The 14,938-nt window shown below is 68.5% G+C and carries 12 protein-coding genes; 9 read left to right on the top strand and 3 right to left on the bottom strand.

Annotated elements, in window-relative coordinates; all coding sequences use genetic code 11:
• The first annotated feature begins 91 nt into the window (after positions 1–91).
• The 9 genes from DI526_RS04445 to DI526_RS04405 all read left to right on the top strand — a co-directional run bounded on the left by DI526_RS04445 (position 92) and on the right by DI526_RS04405 (position 10,684).
• Entirely contained in the window at positions 92–1,609 is a 1,518-nt protein-coding gene (locus tag DI526_RS04445) for a replicative DNA helicase (RefSeq protein WP_304274533.1), read from the top strand.
• Between the two features lie 211 nt (positions 1,610–1,820).
• Positions 1,821–2,507 (top strand): MarC family protein, encoded by a 687-nt coding sequence (locus DI526_RS04440; RefSeq protein ID WP_304274531.1) that lies wholly within the window; start codon positions 1,821–1,823, stop codon positions 2,505–2,507.
• 40 nt (positions 2,508–2,547) lie between these two features.
• A complete protein-coding gene (gene alr, locus DI526_RS04435) occupies positions 2,548–3,630 on the top strand; it encodes an alanine racemase (protein WP_304274528.1) in 1,083 nt (360 codons plus the stop codon).
• 72 nt (positions 3,631–3,702) lie between these two features.
• On the top strand, positions 3,703–5,085 hold the full coding sequence (gene radA, locus DI526_RS04430) for a DNA repair protein RadA (RefSeq protein WP_304274525.1): 1,383 nt from the start codon (positions 3,703–3,705) through the stop codon (positions 5,083–5,085).
• Positions 5,082–5,714 (top strand): CvpA family protein, encoded by a 633-nt coding sequence (locus DI526_RS04425; RefSeq protein ID WP_304274522.1) that lies wholly within the window; start codon positions 5,082–5,084, stop codon positions 5,712–5,714. Before radA ends, DI526_RS04425 begins: the two co-directional genes overlap by 4 nt.
• Positions 5,711–7,213, top strand: coding sequence for an amidophosphoribosyltransferase (gene purF, locus DI526_RS04420; protein WP_304274520.1), 1,503 nt, complete (start codon positions 5,711–5,713; stop codon positions 7,211–7,213). The genes DI526_RS04425 and purF overlap by 4 nt, the downstream gene beginning before the upstream one ends.
• A 13-nt stretch (positions 7,214–7,226) precedes the next feature.
• Positions 7,227–8,204 (top strand): bile acid:sodium symporter family protein, encoded by a 978-nt coding sequence (locus DI526_RS04415; RefSeq protein ID WP_304274515.1) that lies wholly within the window; start codon positions 7,227–7,229, stop codon positions 8,202–8,204.
• 50 nt (positions 8,205–8,254) lie between these two features.
• Positions 8,255–9,010 (top strand): SDR family NAD(P)-dependent oxidoreductase, encoded by a 756-nt coding sequence (locus DI526_RS04410; RefSeq protein ID WP_304274511.1) that lies wholly within the window; start codon positions 8,255–8,257, stop codon positions 9,008–9,010.
• A gap of 171 nt (positions 9,011–9,181) precedes the next feature.
• Entirely contained in the window at positions 9,182–10,684 is a 1,503-nt protein-coding gene (locus DI526_RS04405) for a PAS domain-containing methyl-accepting chemotaxis protein (RefSeq protein ID WP_304274508.1), read from the top strand.
• Between the two features lie 3 nt (positions 10,685–10,687).
• On the opposite strand, the gene der is transcribed toward DI526_RS04405, so the two are convergent.
• From der to DI526_RS04390, 3 genes are all read right to left on the bottom strand, one after another.
• Positions 10,688–12,457: a ribosome biogenesis GTPase Der gene (gene der / locus DI526_RS04400; protein WP_304274505.1), complete on the bottom strand. Its 1,770-nt coding sequence runs from the start codon at positions 12,455–12,457 to the stop codon at positions 10,688–10,690.
• A 118-nt stretch (positions 12,458–12,575) separates the two neighbouring features.
• A complete protein-coding gene (locus DI526_RS04395; protein WP_304274502.1) occupies positions 12,576–14,006 on the bottom strand; it encodes a PQQ-like beta-propeller repeat protein in 1,431 nt (476 codons plus the stop codon).
• The gene (locus DI526_RS04390; protein WP_304274500.1) at positions 14,003–14,764 is read right to left on the bottom strand and encodes a tetratricopeptide repeat protein; all 762 of its coding nucleotides are present in this window, start codon (positions 14,762–14,764) and stop codon (positions 14,003–14,005) included. Before DI526_RS04390 ends, DI526_RS04395 begins: the two co-directional genes overlap by 4 nt.
• Between the last annotated feature and the right edge of the window lie 174 nt (positions 14,765–14,938).

Here is a 14,938-nt window from a genome sequence, read left to right as displayed (position 1 = left end):
GGACTCAGAACATACACAGAATATCCCCGCTCATCTGACTCGCCGGACCAACTCCCCCCGCGCGTCGAAAGTCGCCTAGCGTTAACTTCCGATGATGTCTCTCGTACCCGCGCTCGACCTGCGCCCACCGATCGAAGAGCCCACGATCAACGTGGCGCCCCACAACATGGAAGCCGAGCAGGCGCTGCTCGGGATCCTGCTTTACGACAACGCCGCCTACGAGCGGCTGAGCGACAACCTGCAGGCTCGCTGCTTCTACGAGCCCTTCCACCAGCGCCTGTTCCAGGCGATCGAGACCCACGTCCGCAAGGGCCAGCTGGCCGAGCCGATCCTGCTGGCCGACGAGTTCAAGAACGATCCGGCGTTCCAGGAGCTGGGCGGCCTGCGCTATCTGGCCGACCTCGTCGATCGCGCCCCGCCCGCCGCAAACGTGGGCGACTACGCGCGGGTGATCTTCGACCTCTCCCTGCGCCGCGAGTTGATCCGCATCGGCGGCGACATCGCCACGGCCGCCCAGGGCGGCGGCGACGAGAAGCGCGCGGCCCGCGACCAGATCGAAGCGGCCGAACAGCAGCTCTACAGCCTGGCCGAGAGCGGCGCGGCCTCCTCCGGCTTCGTCTCGTTCGGCGACGCCCTGCGCGGCGCGGTCGAAATGACCGCCGAGGCCTACAGCCGTGACGGCGGCATGTCGGGCATCGCCACCGACCTGATTGACCTCGATCAGAAGATCGGCGGCCTGCACCCCTCCGACCTGGTGGTCCTGGCCGGTCGTCCCTCGATGGGTAAGACGGCGCTGGCGACCAACATCGCCTTCAACATCGCCAAGAAATACGCCTACGAAATCCAGCCCGACGGCACCAAAAAGACGGTCCAGGGCGGCGTGGTCGCTTTCTACTCGCTGGAAATGAGCGCCGAGCAGTTGGCTCTGCGTATGCTGGCCGACGCCTCGGGCGTGTCGGGCGACCGGCTGCGCAAGGGCGAGATCGACGCTAGCGAGTTCGGCCGGGTCCGCGACGCGGCCATGGAGCTGCAGGAAGCGCCGCTCTATATCGACGCCACCGGTGGTATCTCGATCGCCAAGCTAACCGCCCGCGCTCGCCGCCTGAAGCGCCAGGTCGGCCTTGACTTGATCGTGGTCGACTACCTGCAGCTGGTCACCGGCTCGGACCTCGGCGCCAACGCCAACCGGGTGCAGGAAGTCTCGCAGATCACCATGGGCCTCAAGGCGCTCGCGAAGGAGCTGGCCTGTCCGGTCATCGCCCTCTCGCAGCTGTCGCGTCAGGTGGAAGCCCGCGACGACAAGCGCCCCCAGCTCTCCGACCTTCGGGAATCGGGCTCGATCGAGCAGGACGCCGACATGGTCTGGTTCGTGTACCGCGAGGCCTACTATGTCGGCCGCGCCGAGCCGCGTGAAGGCACGCCCGAACACCTGACCTGGCAGGAGGAGATGGACCGCCTGCACGGCCTGGCCGAGGTGATCATCGCCAAGCAGCGTCACGGCCCGATCGGCACCGTGCGCCTGTCGTTCAACAGCGACACCACCCGCTTCGGCAATCTGGCCAAGGACCACTACTTCGCCCAGGCGCGGAACATTCCGTCGGACGAGTGATCTATCGCCCCGATCTCCCCGGCGAATGCCGGGGCCCAGATCGAGGAAACAAAGCCGCGGAAAGGGGCGCTAGCGAATGGCGAACCCACCTAAACCGCTGAGGATGTATCTGGGCCCCGGCATTCGCCGGGGAAAACGGTGTTTGGGTGTTTGACGAAAAGGCCGCCGCCAAGCCACCGTCCCCGCCTCGCCCCTTGCCCAGACGAGTCGCATGGACTTCAGCCCTCTGCCCACATCCAGCCTCGTCGGCGCGTTCCTGATCGCGTTCCCGGCGCTGTTCTCGATCGTCAATCCGGTGGGCGCCTCGCTGATCTTCCACCAGGCGATGTCGGGCCGCGCGCGCGAGGAGCGACTGAAGCTGGCGCGGCAGATCGGCTTCTACGCCTTCCTGGTGCTGCTCGGCTCGCTGCTGCTGGGCGGTTACATCCTGAACTTCTTCGGCGTCAGTCTCGGCGCCCTGCGCGTGGCCGGCGGCCTTGTCGTGGCGATCCGCGCCTGGGGCCTGCTGATGGACCCGCAGGAAAACGAGGAACGCAAGACCAGCCAGACCGAGCCCGCCCAGAGCAGCGAAGATGTCGCCTTCTTCCCGCTGACCATGCCGTTCACGACGGGCCCTGGTTCGATCTCGGTCGCCATCGCCCTCTCCTCCCAGCGGCCGACCGAGGGCGACGCCGTGGCGCCGTTCTTCATCGGCGCGAGCCTGGCCGCCGCCCTGGTCGCGATCATGGTCTGGCTTCTCTACAGCGCCTCGGAACGGGTGATGCGGATGCTGGGTCCGGCCGGCGCGCGGGTCCTCTCGCGGCTGGTCGCCTTCCTGCTGCTGTGCATCGGCGTTCAGATCATCGCGTCGGGAGCCGAGAGCCTGGTGGCCAAGTTCATGGCCGCCCATCACGGCTAAACCGTTGAACCGCCGGCCCGCGTCGGCTACGCCCACGGGCGTGACCGACCTCCACGACGCCCGCCTTGCGATCGACCTCGACGCCCTCGCCGCCAACTACTCGGCCCTGAAGGCGCGCGCCGGCGACGCCGAGGTCGCGCCGGCGGTGAAAGCCGACGCTTATGGACTCGGCGCGGCGCAGATCGCCGACCGCCTATGGGCCGAAGGCGCCCGATCCTTCTATGTCGCGCGGCTTGCCGAGGGCGTGGCGCTGCGCGCGGCGCTCGGCGATCGCGAAGCGTCGATCTACGTCCTCGACGGCGCCACGCCCGGCGCCGGCGACGCCCTTGAAGCCGCGCGCCTGACACCCGTGCTCAACAGCCTGCCGCAGATCGAGGCCTGGAACGCCCAGGCCCGCTCGGGTCGCCTGAAGGCCGCCCTGCACCTCGACACCGGCATGAACCGCCTGGGCCTGCGCCCCGAGGAGCTGAAGGTGCTGCTGGGGGCCATGGACCGCCTCAAGCGCCTGGATGTGGAGCTGGTGATCAGCCACCTGGCCTGCGCCGACGCTCCCCACCACCCGATGAACGCCAGGCAGCTGGAACGCTTCACCGAAGCCGTCGCCCTGCTCCCCAACGCCCGCAAGAGCTTCGCCAATTCGGCGGGCCTGTTCCTGGGCAAGGCCTACCGCTTCGACCAGGCCCGACCGGGGGTCAGCCTCTATGGCGGAGGGCCCGAAGGTCGCCCGCATCCCGAAATCCGCGCCGTCGCCACCGTCGAGGCCCCGATCCTGCAGGTGCGGGTCGTGCCGCGCGGCGAGACGGTCGGCTACGGCGCGACCTGGATCGCGCCCGAGACCACGCGCATCGCGATCGTCGGCGCCGGCTATGCCGACGGCGTGCCGCGCTCGAGCCATCCGAAGGGCCAGGTCTGGTTCGACGGCGCGCGCCGCCAAATGCTGGGCCGCGTCTCGATGGACCTGATGGCGATCGACATCACCGACTGCGACGCCGCCCGTCCTGGCGCCATGGTCGAGCTTGTGGGGATCCACATGCCGATCGACGACGCCGCGACGGCCGCCGGCACCACGGCCTACGAGCTGCTGACCAACATCGCCCCGCGCGCCCGGCGCATTTACCGCTAAGGCCTGCGTCCGGCTTTGGCGCAGCCGCCCGCCAGCCTGTAGTCTCCACGCATCCGAGAATCAGGAGACCTCATGGCCCGCGACGGCGCCGTCTACGCCTGCCAGTCCTGTGGCGCGGTTCAGACCAAGTGGTCCGGACAATGTCCCGCCTGCCAAAGCTGGAACACCTTGGTCGAGGAGGTCGGCGCCAAGCCGCCCGGCGCCCTGTCGACGACCAAGGCGACGCGCGTGCGCGGCTTGCAGTTCACGGGCCTGGAGAGCGAGACCGCCCCGCCCCCGCGCATCCTCACCGGCGTCGACGAGTTCGACCGAGTCTGCGGCGGCGGCGTGGTGCCCGGCTCGGCCATCCTGATCGGCGGCGACCCGGGCGTCGGCAAGTCCACCCTGCTGCTGCAGGTCTGCGCCAGCGCCGCCGCGCGCGGCGTCTCCTGCGCCTACATCTCGGGCGAAGAGGCTGTCGAGCAGATCCGCGGCCGCGCCGACCGGATGGGCTTGGCCAAATCGAATGTCAGCCTGGCCGCCGAGACCTCGTTGCGCGACATCCTGGATGGCCTGAAGCGCGACAACTTCGATCTGGTCGTCATCGACTCGATCCAGACGCTCTGGAGTGACGCCCACGAAGCCGGGCCCGGCACCGTGACCCAGGTCAGAGCCTGCGCCACCGAGCTGGTGCGCCTGGCCAAGAAGAAGGGCGTAGCGATCCTGCTGGTCGGCCACGTCACCAAGGACGGCCAGATCGCCGGCCCCCGCGTGGTCGAGCACCTGGTGGACGCCGTCCTCGCCTTCGAGGGCGAGCGCGGCTACCCGTTCCGCATCCTGCGCGGCGCCAAGAACCGGTTCGGCGCCACCGACGAAATCGGCGTATTCGAGATGGGCGACGTCGGACTGCGCGAGGTGAAGAACCCCTCGGCCCTGTTCCTGAACGAAGGCGGCGAGCGCGCCGCTGGCGCGGCGGTGTTCGCCGGCATCGAGGGCAGCCGGCCCGTCCTGGTGGAATTCCAGGCCCTGGTCGCGCCTTCCGCGTACGGAACGCCGCGCCGCGCGGTCGTCGGATGGGATTCCGGACGCCTGGCCATGGTGCTGGCCGTGCTCGAGGCCCGATGCGGCCTTGGTTTTGGCGACAAGGACGTCTATCTGAACGTCGCCGGCGGCCTGCGCATTACCGAACCGGCGGCGGATCTCGCGGCGGCGGCGGCCTTGGCCTCTTCCGCCCTGGACGTCGCCCTGCCCCAGGACTGCGTCGTGTTCGGCGAAGTCAGTCTGTCGGGCGAAGTCAGGCCCGTCAGCCGGATGGAGACTCGTTTGAAGGAAGCCGCGAAATTGGGATTTGGCCGGGCGCTGGGACCGCTCGCCGGCCTGCCTGAGGGCGGCGGATCGCTGCCGGTCGCGGGCGTGGCCCGCCTGGCCGACGCCGTGCGCCGGATCGGCGACGAGATCTGGACGAGCCTGACGTGACGCCTTTCGACATCATCGCCGGCCTGCTGCTGCTGATCTCGGGCGTGACCGGCTGGCTGCGCGGCGCTTCGCGCGAGTTGACCTCGGCCCTGTCGTTCCTGTTCGCGGCCGCCATCGCCCTCTTTGGCTTGCGGATCACGGGACCGCTGTTCCGCAAGCTCATGGACCCCGACTGGGCCGCCACCGGCGCCGCCGTGCTGGTGGTCTTCGTCATCTTCTTCCTGATCTTCCGCCTGATCGGCGCTCGGGTCACCGCCAAGCTGCAGAAGAGCTCGGCCGGCGGGACCGCGGACAACGCCATCGGCGCGACCTTCGGTCTGGTCCGCGCCTGCGTGGTGCTGGGCGTCTTCAACCTTCTGCTGCACCTGGCGACGCCGCCGGATCGGATGCCGCACTGGGTCGAGGACTCGCTGTTCTACCCGCTGTCCGAAGTCAGCGGCAAAGCGCTCAAGGTCTTCGCCCCCAAGGGCAAGGCCCTGGCCGGCAAGCTGGCCCCTGCGATCAAGGACGCCGTCCACGAGGGGACCGAGGACGACGGCGACAATACGTCCGGCGAGAAATCGTCGGGAAAAGGCTATGATAGGAACCAGCGTCGGGACCTCGACGATCTGGTGGAGAAATCGCGATGAGCTTCCTGGGCCAGTCGACCGACCGCTATTCGTCCGCCCCGTGGCGCGATCCCGAGGACGATACGCTTCGCCTCGAGTGCGGCGTGTTCGGCGTCTTTGGCGCGCGTGACGCGGCCGCCATCGCCGCGCTGGGCCTTCACGCCCTGCAGCATCGCGGCCAAGAGGCTTGCGGGATCGCCGCCTTCGACGGCAACCGCTTCCATACCGAACGCCACATGGGCCATGTCGGCGACGCCTTTACCGGCTCCGACCTCGTCCAGCGCCTGCCCGGCAACATGGCCATCGGCCACACCCGTTACTCGACGGCCGGCGGCAGCTTCATCCGCAACGTCCAGCCGATGTTCGCCGATCTCGAGACCGGCGGCGTGGCCATCGCCCACAACGGCAACCTGACCAACTTCCTGACCTTGCGCGAGCGCCTGGTGCAGGAAGGCGCGATCTTCCAGTCGACCTCGGACAGCGAGGCGATCCTTCACCTGATCGCCCGCTCGCGGAAGGCCAAGATCGTCGACCGCTTCGTCGACGCCATCAGCCAGATCGAGGGCGGCTACGCCCTGGTGGCCATCACCAACAAGAAGATGATCGGCGTCCGCGACCCGCTGGGCATCCGCCCGCTGGTGCTGGGCGACCTGGACGGCAAGCCCGTCCTGGCCTCGGAGACCTGCGCCCTCGACATGATCGGCGCCCGCTTCGTGCGTGACATCGAGCACGGCGAGATGGTGGTGATCGAGGAGACCGGCGTCACCTCGACCAAGCCGTTCCAGACCAAGGCCGCCCGGCCCTGCGTCTTCGAGTATGTCTATTTCGCCCGCCCGGACAGCGTCGTGAACGGCCGCTCGGTCTATGGCGTGCGCAAGCGCATGGGCCGCAACCTGGCCAAGGAGACCGGCGTCGAGGCCGACGTCGTGGTGCCGGTGCCGGACAGCGGCGTGCCGGCAGCGCTGGGCTACGCCCAGGAAAGCGGCCTGCCCTTCGAGATGGGCATTATCCGCAACCACTATGTGGGCCGCACCTTCATCCAGCCGACCCAGGGCGTCCGCGAGCTGGGCGTGCGCATGAAACACAGCCCCAACCGCGCCATCCTGGCCGGCAAGCGCGTGGTGCTGATCGACGACTCGATCGTGCGCGGCACCACTTCGCTGAAGATCGTCCGCATGGTCCGCGAGGCCGGCGCCACCGAGGTCCACCTCCGCTCGGCCAGCCCGCCGATCAAGTGGCCCGACTTCTACGGCATCGACATGCCCGAGCGCGAGCAGCTGCTGGCGGCCAACAAGTCGCTGGAAGAGATGGCCAAGTTCCTGGAAGTGGACAGCCTGGGCTTCCTGTCGGTCGAGGGCCTCTACGACGCCCTGGAGGCCGGTCCTCGCGATCCGGCGGCGCCGCAGTTCACCGACCACTACTTCACCGGCGACTATCCGACCCGCCTGACGGATCGCGAGATCGCCGAAGGCCGCAACGAAGCCAACGACAAGCAGCTGTCGCTGCTGGTCAGCGCATAAAGCCGCCGCCCGCATGGGTCTGAAGGGTCTGCTCGAGAAGCTGAAGCTCGAGCCTTATGTCATCGCCCTGTTCGGCATGGTCGTGCTGGCCTCGATCCTGCCCGTGCGAGGCGAGGCGGCGCACGGTCTGTCGATCGTCGTCAAGCTGGCGATCGCCCTGCTGTTCTTCCTCCATGGCGCGAAGCTGTCGCGGGAGTCGGTCGTGGCGGGCGTCACCCACTGGCGCCTGCACCTGTTGATCCTGGCCTTCACCTTCGTGATGTTCCCGGTGCTGGGTCTGGTCATCAGCAAGATCGGCGTCCTGCCGCCGACCCTGGCGGCGGGCATCCTGTTTCTGTGCTGCCTGCCCTCGACGGTGCAGTCGTCGATCGCCTTCACGTCGATCGCGCGCGGCAATGTCGCCGCCGCCGTCGTGGCGGCCAGCGCCTCGAACCTGTTCGGCATCTTCATCACGCCGGTGCTGGTGGGCCTCTTGATGCACACCCAAGGCGGCGCGGCGGGCGGCTGGCAGTCGGTGCGCGACATCGTCGTCCAGCTGCTGCTGCCTTTCATCGCCGGCCAGTTGGCGCGCCCGCTGGTCAGCGCCTGGATCACCAAACACAAGGGCCTGATCGGCTATGTCGACCGAGGCTCGATCCTGCTGGTTGTCTATTCGGCGTTCAGCGAGGCCGTGGTCGGCGGCATCTGGCACAAGATCTCGCCGCTGCAGCTACTGATCCTGCTGGCCGTCAACGGCGCGCTGCTGGCGATCGTCCTGGCGGCCACCACCTTCGGCGCGCGGGCGTTAGGCTTCTCCCCCGAGGATGAGAAGGCGATCACCTTCTGCGGCTCGAAGAAGAGCCTGGCGACCGGCGTGCCGATGGCCGGGATCCTGTTCCCCGGCCCGACCGCCGGGGTCATCGTCCTGCCCCTGATGATCTTCCACCAGATCCAGCTGATGGCATGCTCGGTCATCGCCCAGCACTACGCCAAGCAGACCAAGGAAGCTTAAGGGCTGATCGCGGTTTTACGTTTGCCGCCCCCTGCTCTAGAACCCGCGCCATGACTATCGACTCCGAAAAGCCGCTCGCCGGCCGCATCGCCCTCGTCACCGGCGCCACGCGCGGCATCGGCGAGGCGGTCGCCCTGGGCCTGGCCAAGGCCGGCGCGCATGTGATCGCCGTCGGCCGCACCCAAGGCGCCCTGGAGGCCCTGGACGACGCCATCCTCGCCGCCACCGGCGAGCGCGCGACCCTGGTCCCGCTGGACCTGCGCGAGGCCGACGGCCTTGATCATCTGGGCGCGGCAATCCACCAGCGCTGGGGCAAGCTCGACATCCTGGTCGGGGCGGCCGCCCTGCTCGGCCCGCTCACCCCGGTCAGCCATCTGGAGCCGAAGGGCTGGGACATGGTGCTGAGCACCAACCTGACGGCAAACTGGCGCCTGATCCGCTCGATGGACCCGCTGCTGCGCGCCTCGGACGCCGGCCGGGCCCTGTTCTTCTCCAGCAGCGTCGCCCGCACGCGCCCGGCGTTCTGGGGCGTCTACGCGGCCACCAAGGCGGCGCTGGAGGCCGTCGTCGACGTCTATGCCGACGAGATGGAGAACACGTCCGTCCGCGCTTTCTGCGTCGATCCTGGCGCCATGCGCACCAAGATGCGCGCCGGCGCCTTCCCGGGCGAAGACCCCCAGACGGTGCCGGCTCCGGAGAGCATCGTCCCGTTCGTCGTCGACCTGGTCCGCCCGGATCGCGACGCGCCCAAGGGCGTCGTGCGCTTCAAGGACCGTGGCCAGGAAGCGCCGAGCATCGACGCCTGAAGCGATTCGCGCGCCCGGCCCGCCAGGGTTGTCAGCGCCGGCGAAATGCCACCCTGAATCGCCAAGTCAGAACGTTGTTTCGCGACTTTGCGCTAGCGGGCGTTAATCTTAGCGCGACATTAAGGAAACCCGCCCGACTGCTTGCGCCCTAAGTCACCGCAGGGACCCAAGATGGCGCTGTTCTCCTCCCGTCGCGCAGATAGCGAACTTTCGACCAAGCTGGCCGACCTGGAAGGTGTGGTGAACGCGATCCAGCGGTCCCAGGCGGTGATCGAGTTCGCTCTGGACGGCACGGTCCTGACGGCGAACGACAACTTCCTCAAGGCCCTCGGCTATACGCTTGGCGAGATCCAGGGCAAGTCGCACAGCCTGTTCGTGGCCGCCGATTACGCGGCCAGCGCCGAGTATCGGGAGTTCTGGCGTCGCCTGAACGCCGGAGAGTTCCTGGCCGACAAGTTTGTCCGCATCGGCAAGGGCGGTCGCGAGGTCTGGATCCAGGCCTCCTACAACCCGATCTTCGACAAGGCCGGCAAGCCGATCAAGGTGATCAAGTTCGCCGCCGACGTCACCGAGGTCGAGGTCGAGCGTCGCCAGGGCGAAGCGCTGCGGGAACAGTCGCTGCGAGAGCAAGAGAGTGTTGTCGCGACGCTGGCCCAAAGCCTGGAACGCCTGGCGGCGGGCGACCTGACGGCCCGTATCGAGGCCCAGTTCGATGGCCGCTACGCGCGCTTGAAGCAGGACTACAACGCCGCCATCGACAGCCTCAAGGAGGCCATGACCGCGATCGCCCAGGCCGCCCGTGGCATGGAGAACGGCTCCAGCGAGATCGCGAGCGCCTCGAACGACCTGTCCAAGCGCACCGAGCAGCAGGCCGCCAGCCTCGAGGAGACGGCCGCCGCGCTCGACGAGATCACCGCCACCGTCAAGCGCAGCGCCGACGGCGCGCAGCAGGCCTCCGGCGTCGCGGCGACGGCCAGCGCGGACGCCGACCGCTCGGGCGAGGTGGTGCGCGAAGCGGTCGCGGCGATGGGCGAGATCGAGAAGTCGTCCGGACAGATCACCCAGATCATCGGGGTCATCGACGAAATCGCCTTCCAGACCAACCTGCTGGCCCTCAACGCCGGCGTCGAGGCCGCGCGCGCCGGCGAAGCCGGCCGGGGCTTCGCCGTGGTCGCCCAGGAGGTCCGGGCCCTGGCCCAGCGTTCGGCCGACGCGGCCAAGGAGATCAAGACCCTAATCGCCAGCAGCACGGCGCAGGTCGAGCGTGGCGTTCGCCTGGTCGGCGACACCGGCGAGGCCCTGAGCGGCATCGTCGCCAAGGTGGGCGAGATCAACGGTCTGATCCGCGAGATCGCGGTCTCGTCGCAAGAGCAGGCCACGGGCCTCAATCAGGTCAACGCCGCGGTCAACCAGATGGACCAGGTGACGCAGCAGAATTCGGCGATGGTCGAGCAAGCCAACACCGCCTCGGCCGCCCTGAAGGGCGAGGCCCAGGATCTGGCCCGCCAGATCGCCCGGTTCCAGATCGGCGCGCCGGCTCGCCCCGAACCGGCGCGGGTGGAGCGCCACGCGCCCGCCCGCAATCCAGTGGCCGAGCAGCAAGCGCGGGTGCGCGCCTTCGCCCGTCCCGGATCGGCCGCCGCTGCGCCCTCGACCGACTGGGAGGAGTTCTAGCCTCTAACGTCCCTTGGGGCGGCCAGGCCCAGTGTTGCCACGCACGGTCCTTGATCCGGCCGTCGGCCGACGCGGCGCCCCAGCCTTGCCACCGGCCGACTTGGCGCCGACCTTGTAGCTGGGCGTCGTCGAGACCTTCTTCTGGGCGCGCGGCCCCTTGGCCTTCACCGACTTGACGGCGGCCTTGCCAGGTTCGGCGGTCGGCGCGTCCGCGGAAGCCACCTTCGGCGCGGCCTTCGGGGCGGCAGCGGCCTTCTTCTTGACCGGCGCCTTCACCGTCGGATCGGGCAGCCCCGCTTCCGCAGCGGCCCTGGCGGCGGCTTCGTCCGCCAGGCGCTTGGACTTCTTGACCGTGTTGCGCGAGGCGCGGATGCGCTCCTCCTCGCGCTCGCGACGTTCGAACTCACGCTTGCCCCGGCCGCTGTGCCCCTTGGCCTCGCCGTCGGCATAAGGGTTCGCGCCCGACTTGATGGTGATGCGCAGCGGCACGCCCGGCAGGTCGAAGCTTTCGCGCAGGGAGTTGATCAGATAGCGCCGATAATGGTCGGGCATCTGGTCGGCGCGGCTGGAGAACAGCACGAAGGTCGGAGGACGGGCCTTGGTCTGGGCCATGTATTTCGGCTTCACCCGGCGGCCGCTGACGGCCGGCGGCGGATGGCGCTGCATGGCCATCTGCAGCCAGTCGTTCAGGTCGCGGGTCTTGACCTTGGTCGACCAGTCCTTGTGGATCTTCAGCACGGCCGGCATCAGCTTGTTGACGCCGCTGCCAGTCTCCCCCGACAGCGCTACGACCGGCGCGCCGCGCACCTGGGGCAGCATCCGCTCGGCATGTTCGCGGAACGCGGCCAGGGTGCCGGCCTGATCCTCGATCAGGTCCCACTTGGCCAGCACGAACACCAGGGCCCGCCCTTCCCGCTCGGTCAGGTCGGCGATCTGCAGGTCCTGGATCTCGAACGGATGGGTGGCGTCCATCACCAGGACCACGACCTCGGCGAAGGTGATCGCGCGGATCGTGTCCTGGGTGGAGAGCTTCTCAAGCTTCTCCTGGACCTTGGCTTTCTTGCGTAGGCCCGCGGTGTCGACGAGACGGACCTTCTTGTCGCCCCACACCCAGTCCACCGAGATGGAGTCGCGGGTGATGCCGGCCTCGGGGCCGGTCAGCAGGCGCTGCTCGCCGATCAGGCGGTTGATCAGGGTGGACTTGCCGGCGTTCGGACGGCCGACGATCGCCAGGCGGATCGGCTTGTCCTCGTCCTCGTCGTCGCCCGTGTAGAGCTCTGGGGGGACGGCCTCCAGCATGGCGGCATAGAGCTCGGCCATGCCTTCGCCGTGCTCGCCCGAGATCGGGATCGGTTCGCCAAGACCCAGCTTGTAGGCCTCGCCGATGCCCGACTGGCCGGCTTTGCCCTCCGCCTTGTTGGCGGCGATGATCACCGGCTTGCCGCGACGGCGCAGCAGGGTGGCGAACACTTCGTCCAGCGGGGTGACGCCTTCGCGCGCGTCGTAGATGAACAGCGACAGATCCGCTTCCTCGATCGCCAGCTCGGTCTGGGCGCGCATGCGCGCTTCGAGGCTCTCGTCGGCGACGTCCTCGAAGCCGGCGGTGTCGATCAGTTGCAGGTCCAGGTCGCCCAGGCGGCCGTCCGCGTAGCGACGGTCGCGCGTGACGCCCGGCTGGTCGTCGACGATGGCCAGCTTCTTGCCGGCCAGACGATTGAACAGCGTGGACTTGCCCACATTCGGGCGGCCAACGATGGCGAGTTTCAAAGGCATAGGCGTCCAGTAGTCGATTTTCGCCCTCTTCGCAAAAGCGAAGGCCCGGGCCGGCTCTCACCGTCCCGGGCCCGAAGGCGTTTGATTGTCTTTCCGCCCCCCTAAGAGGGGCCGAGGATCAGCGGATGGCGACCAGTTCGGCGTCGTCCGTGACCACATAGATCATGTTCCCCACCGCGATCGGGTTGATCAGGACGGGCGAGCCGATCTTCAGGGTCTTTTCCTTGGCGCCGGTCTTGGCGTTCAGCGCCACGGCCTCGCCTTGGCTGGACACCGTGATCAGGCGACCATTGGCCAGGATCGGCGTCGACCACAGGATCGGATGCTTGGCGCGCTTCTTCTTCTGTTTCTTGGTCAGGGCCTCGGTGTTGTTGAGGTCCTGGATCCAGTAGACCGAGCCGCTCTCGCGCGACACGCAGATCACCTGGCCAGCCTTGTCGACGACATAGACCACGTCGCCGGCGACCCACGGGGTGGTGATGGCGGTGACCGGCAGGCTCCAGCGCGCCTGGCCGGTGCGAAGGTCGGTCGCCGAGAACACGCCCGAGTGGCTGACCGCGAAGACGTCGCCCTTGTAGATGACCGGACGGCCGGGGATGTCGCGGATCTCGGAAAGCGCGTTGGTGCGGCTGGCGCGGCTGAGCGCCTCGCTCCAGAGGTCGTTGCCGTTGGCCGCCCGCAGGGCCACCAGTTCGCCCGAGGCGAAGCCGGCGACCACGGTGTCGCCGCTGACAGCGGGGGTCGAGGCGGCCAGAATCCGCGCGGGCTCGCTGAGCGCCTGGTAGGTCCAGCCCGGCGCGCCGGTGGCGGCGTCGAAGGTCAGCAGCTCGTTGTCGGTCGACACCACGAAGACGCGGCCGTCAACGACGGTCGGGGCGGCGTGGATCGGGGTCGACGCCGGTTGCGTCCAGCCCAGCGCGCCGCTCGCGGCGTCGACCTGGGCGACAAAGCGGAAGCCCGACGCGACATAGAGCTTGTTGTCAGGACCGAGGGCCAGACCGCCGCCAAAGCCCAGGCGATCGTTCTTCTTGGGGATCAGCCCCAGGAAACCGCCCTTCTTGGTCGGACCGGCGGCCGGACGCATATCCTTGCGCCAGACGGTCGAGCCGGTCTTGGCGTCCAGCGCCGCCACCTCGGCCGCGCCGTCCATCACATAGATGCGGTCGCCCGCCGAAACCGGCGGGGCGGTGACGTGGAACGTGCGGCCGCCCTTCTTGCCGAAGCCCCGCTTCCAGGCGATCTCGAAGGCCTTGCCCGCGTCGACATGCTCGATCGACTGCTCGGGGTTGCCGCCCGGCAGTCGCCACTCCGTCTGAGCGACGGGGTCGGGCAGGAAGAAGTCAGCGCCTTTCAGCGACTCGTTGGCCTCAACCTTCTGGTCGAAGGCGATGATCGAAATCCGCTGGCCTTGGCTGGCGGTGCTCTTGTTCTTGTCGCTCTTGTCGAACGGATTGAGCTTGGAGACCGTCGAGCAGCCGCTGACGGCCACCGAGGCCGACATCAGCGCCACCAGGGCGACGGAACGCTTGGACATCATCAGGCGGCTCATTGGGCGGCGTTGGGGGCGGCGTTAGGGGCCCCGGCGGGCGGAAGCTGGCCCATGGGCGGCATGGCGGGCAGGCTGGCGGCGGCCTTCACCGCCGCGGCCAGATCCTTAGCGGTGCCCGAGTCGATCAGCTGCATGGCCGCCTGGGCGCGCTGACGAACCTCCTCGGAGGTGTTGTCCAGCGAGTTGGCCAGCACGACGAAGTCGCCGCGCGCGCCGGCGACATCGCCGGCCTGCAGCTTGGCGAAGGCCAGCGCTTCCTTGGCGTACACGCGGTATGGGCTCTTTTCCCCCGCCAAAGGCGTCAACCTCGACTCGATGTCCTTGTAGGAAGCGGTGTCCATCAGGGCGAAGGCGGATTTGAGGCGAGCCAGGTCGCCGAGAATGGGATCGGACGCCGCCTTGGCCGCTTCATCGAAATAGGCGACGGCTTCCTTGGTCTTGTTCTCTTCGATGCGGATGTCGCCCATCTGCAGAAGCGCCAGGGCCTTGTAGCCGCGCGCGCCGCCGTCCGCGACCGCCTTGAACTGGCCGAACGCCTTGTCCGGGCCGGCCTTCTGGGCGGTCTCCAGCGCCGCTTGGTAGGCTTCCGAGGCCTTGTCGGCCTGGCTGGTCTGGTAGGACTTCCAACCCCAGTAGCCACCGACGCCGATCACAGCCGCGGCGACCGCCGCCGCCACCCACGGCAGCGACTTGACGGCGAGCGACTGATAACGCTCCGCCCGAAGCTGTTCTTCGACTTCGTCAAAAACATCGACCACGAAACGACGCTCCGAAACAGGCGCTAGAACCAAACGACGCCGCGCACGAACCCGGCCGACATCGCTGGTGTAAGACAGATTGTGGCGGGCGAAGGGCCGCCAGCCGAGGCGGCGAACCTATAGCGTGCCGCGCCCTGCCGCAACGCCCGCCGGTCGCGGATCGATCCTGAGCAG

It is taken from the genome of Caulobacter segnis (assembly GCF_003243465.1).
GTDB lineage: Bacteria > Pseudomonadota > Alphaproteobacteria > Caulobacterales > Caulobacteraceae > Caulobacter > Caulobacter segnis_A.
The sequence above is the reverse complement of the archived record's forward strand: the minus strand, read 5'-3'. Positions and strand labels throughout refer to the sequence as shown.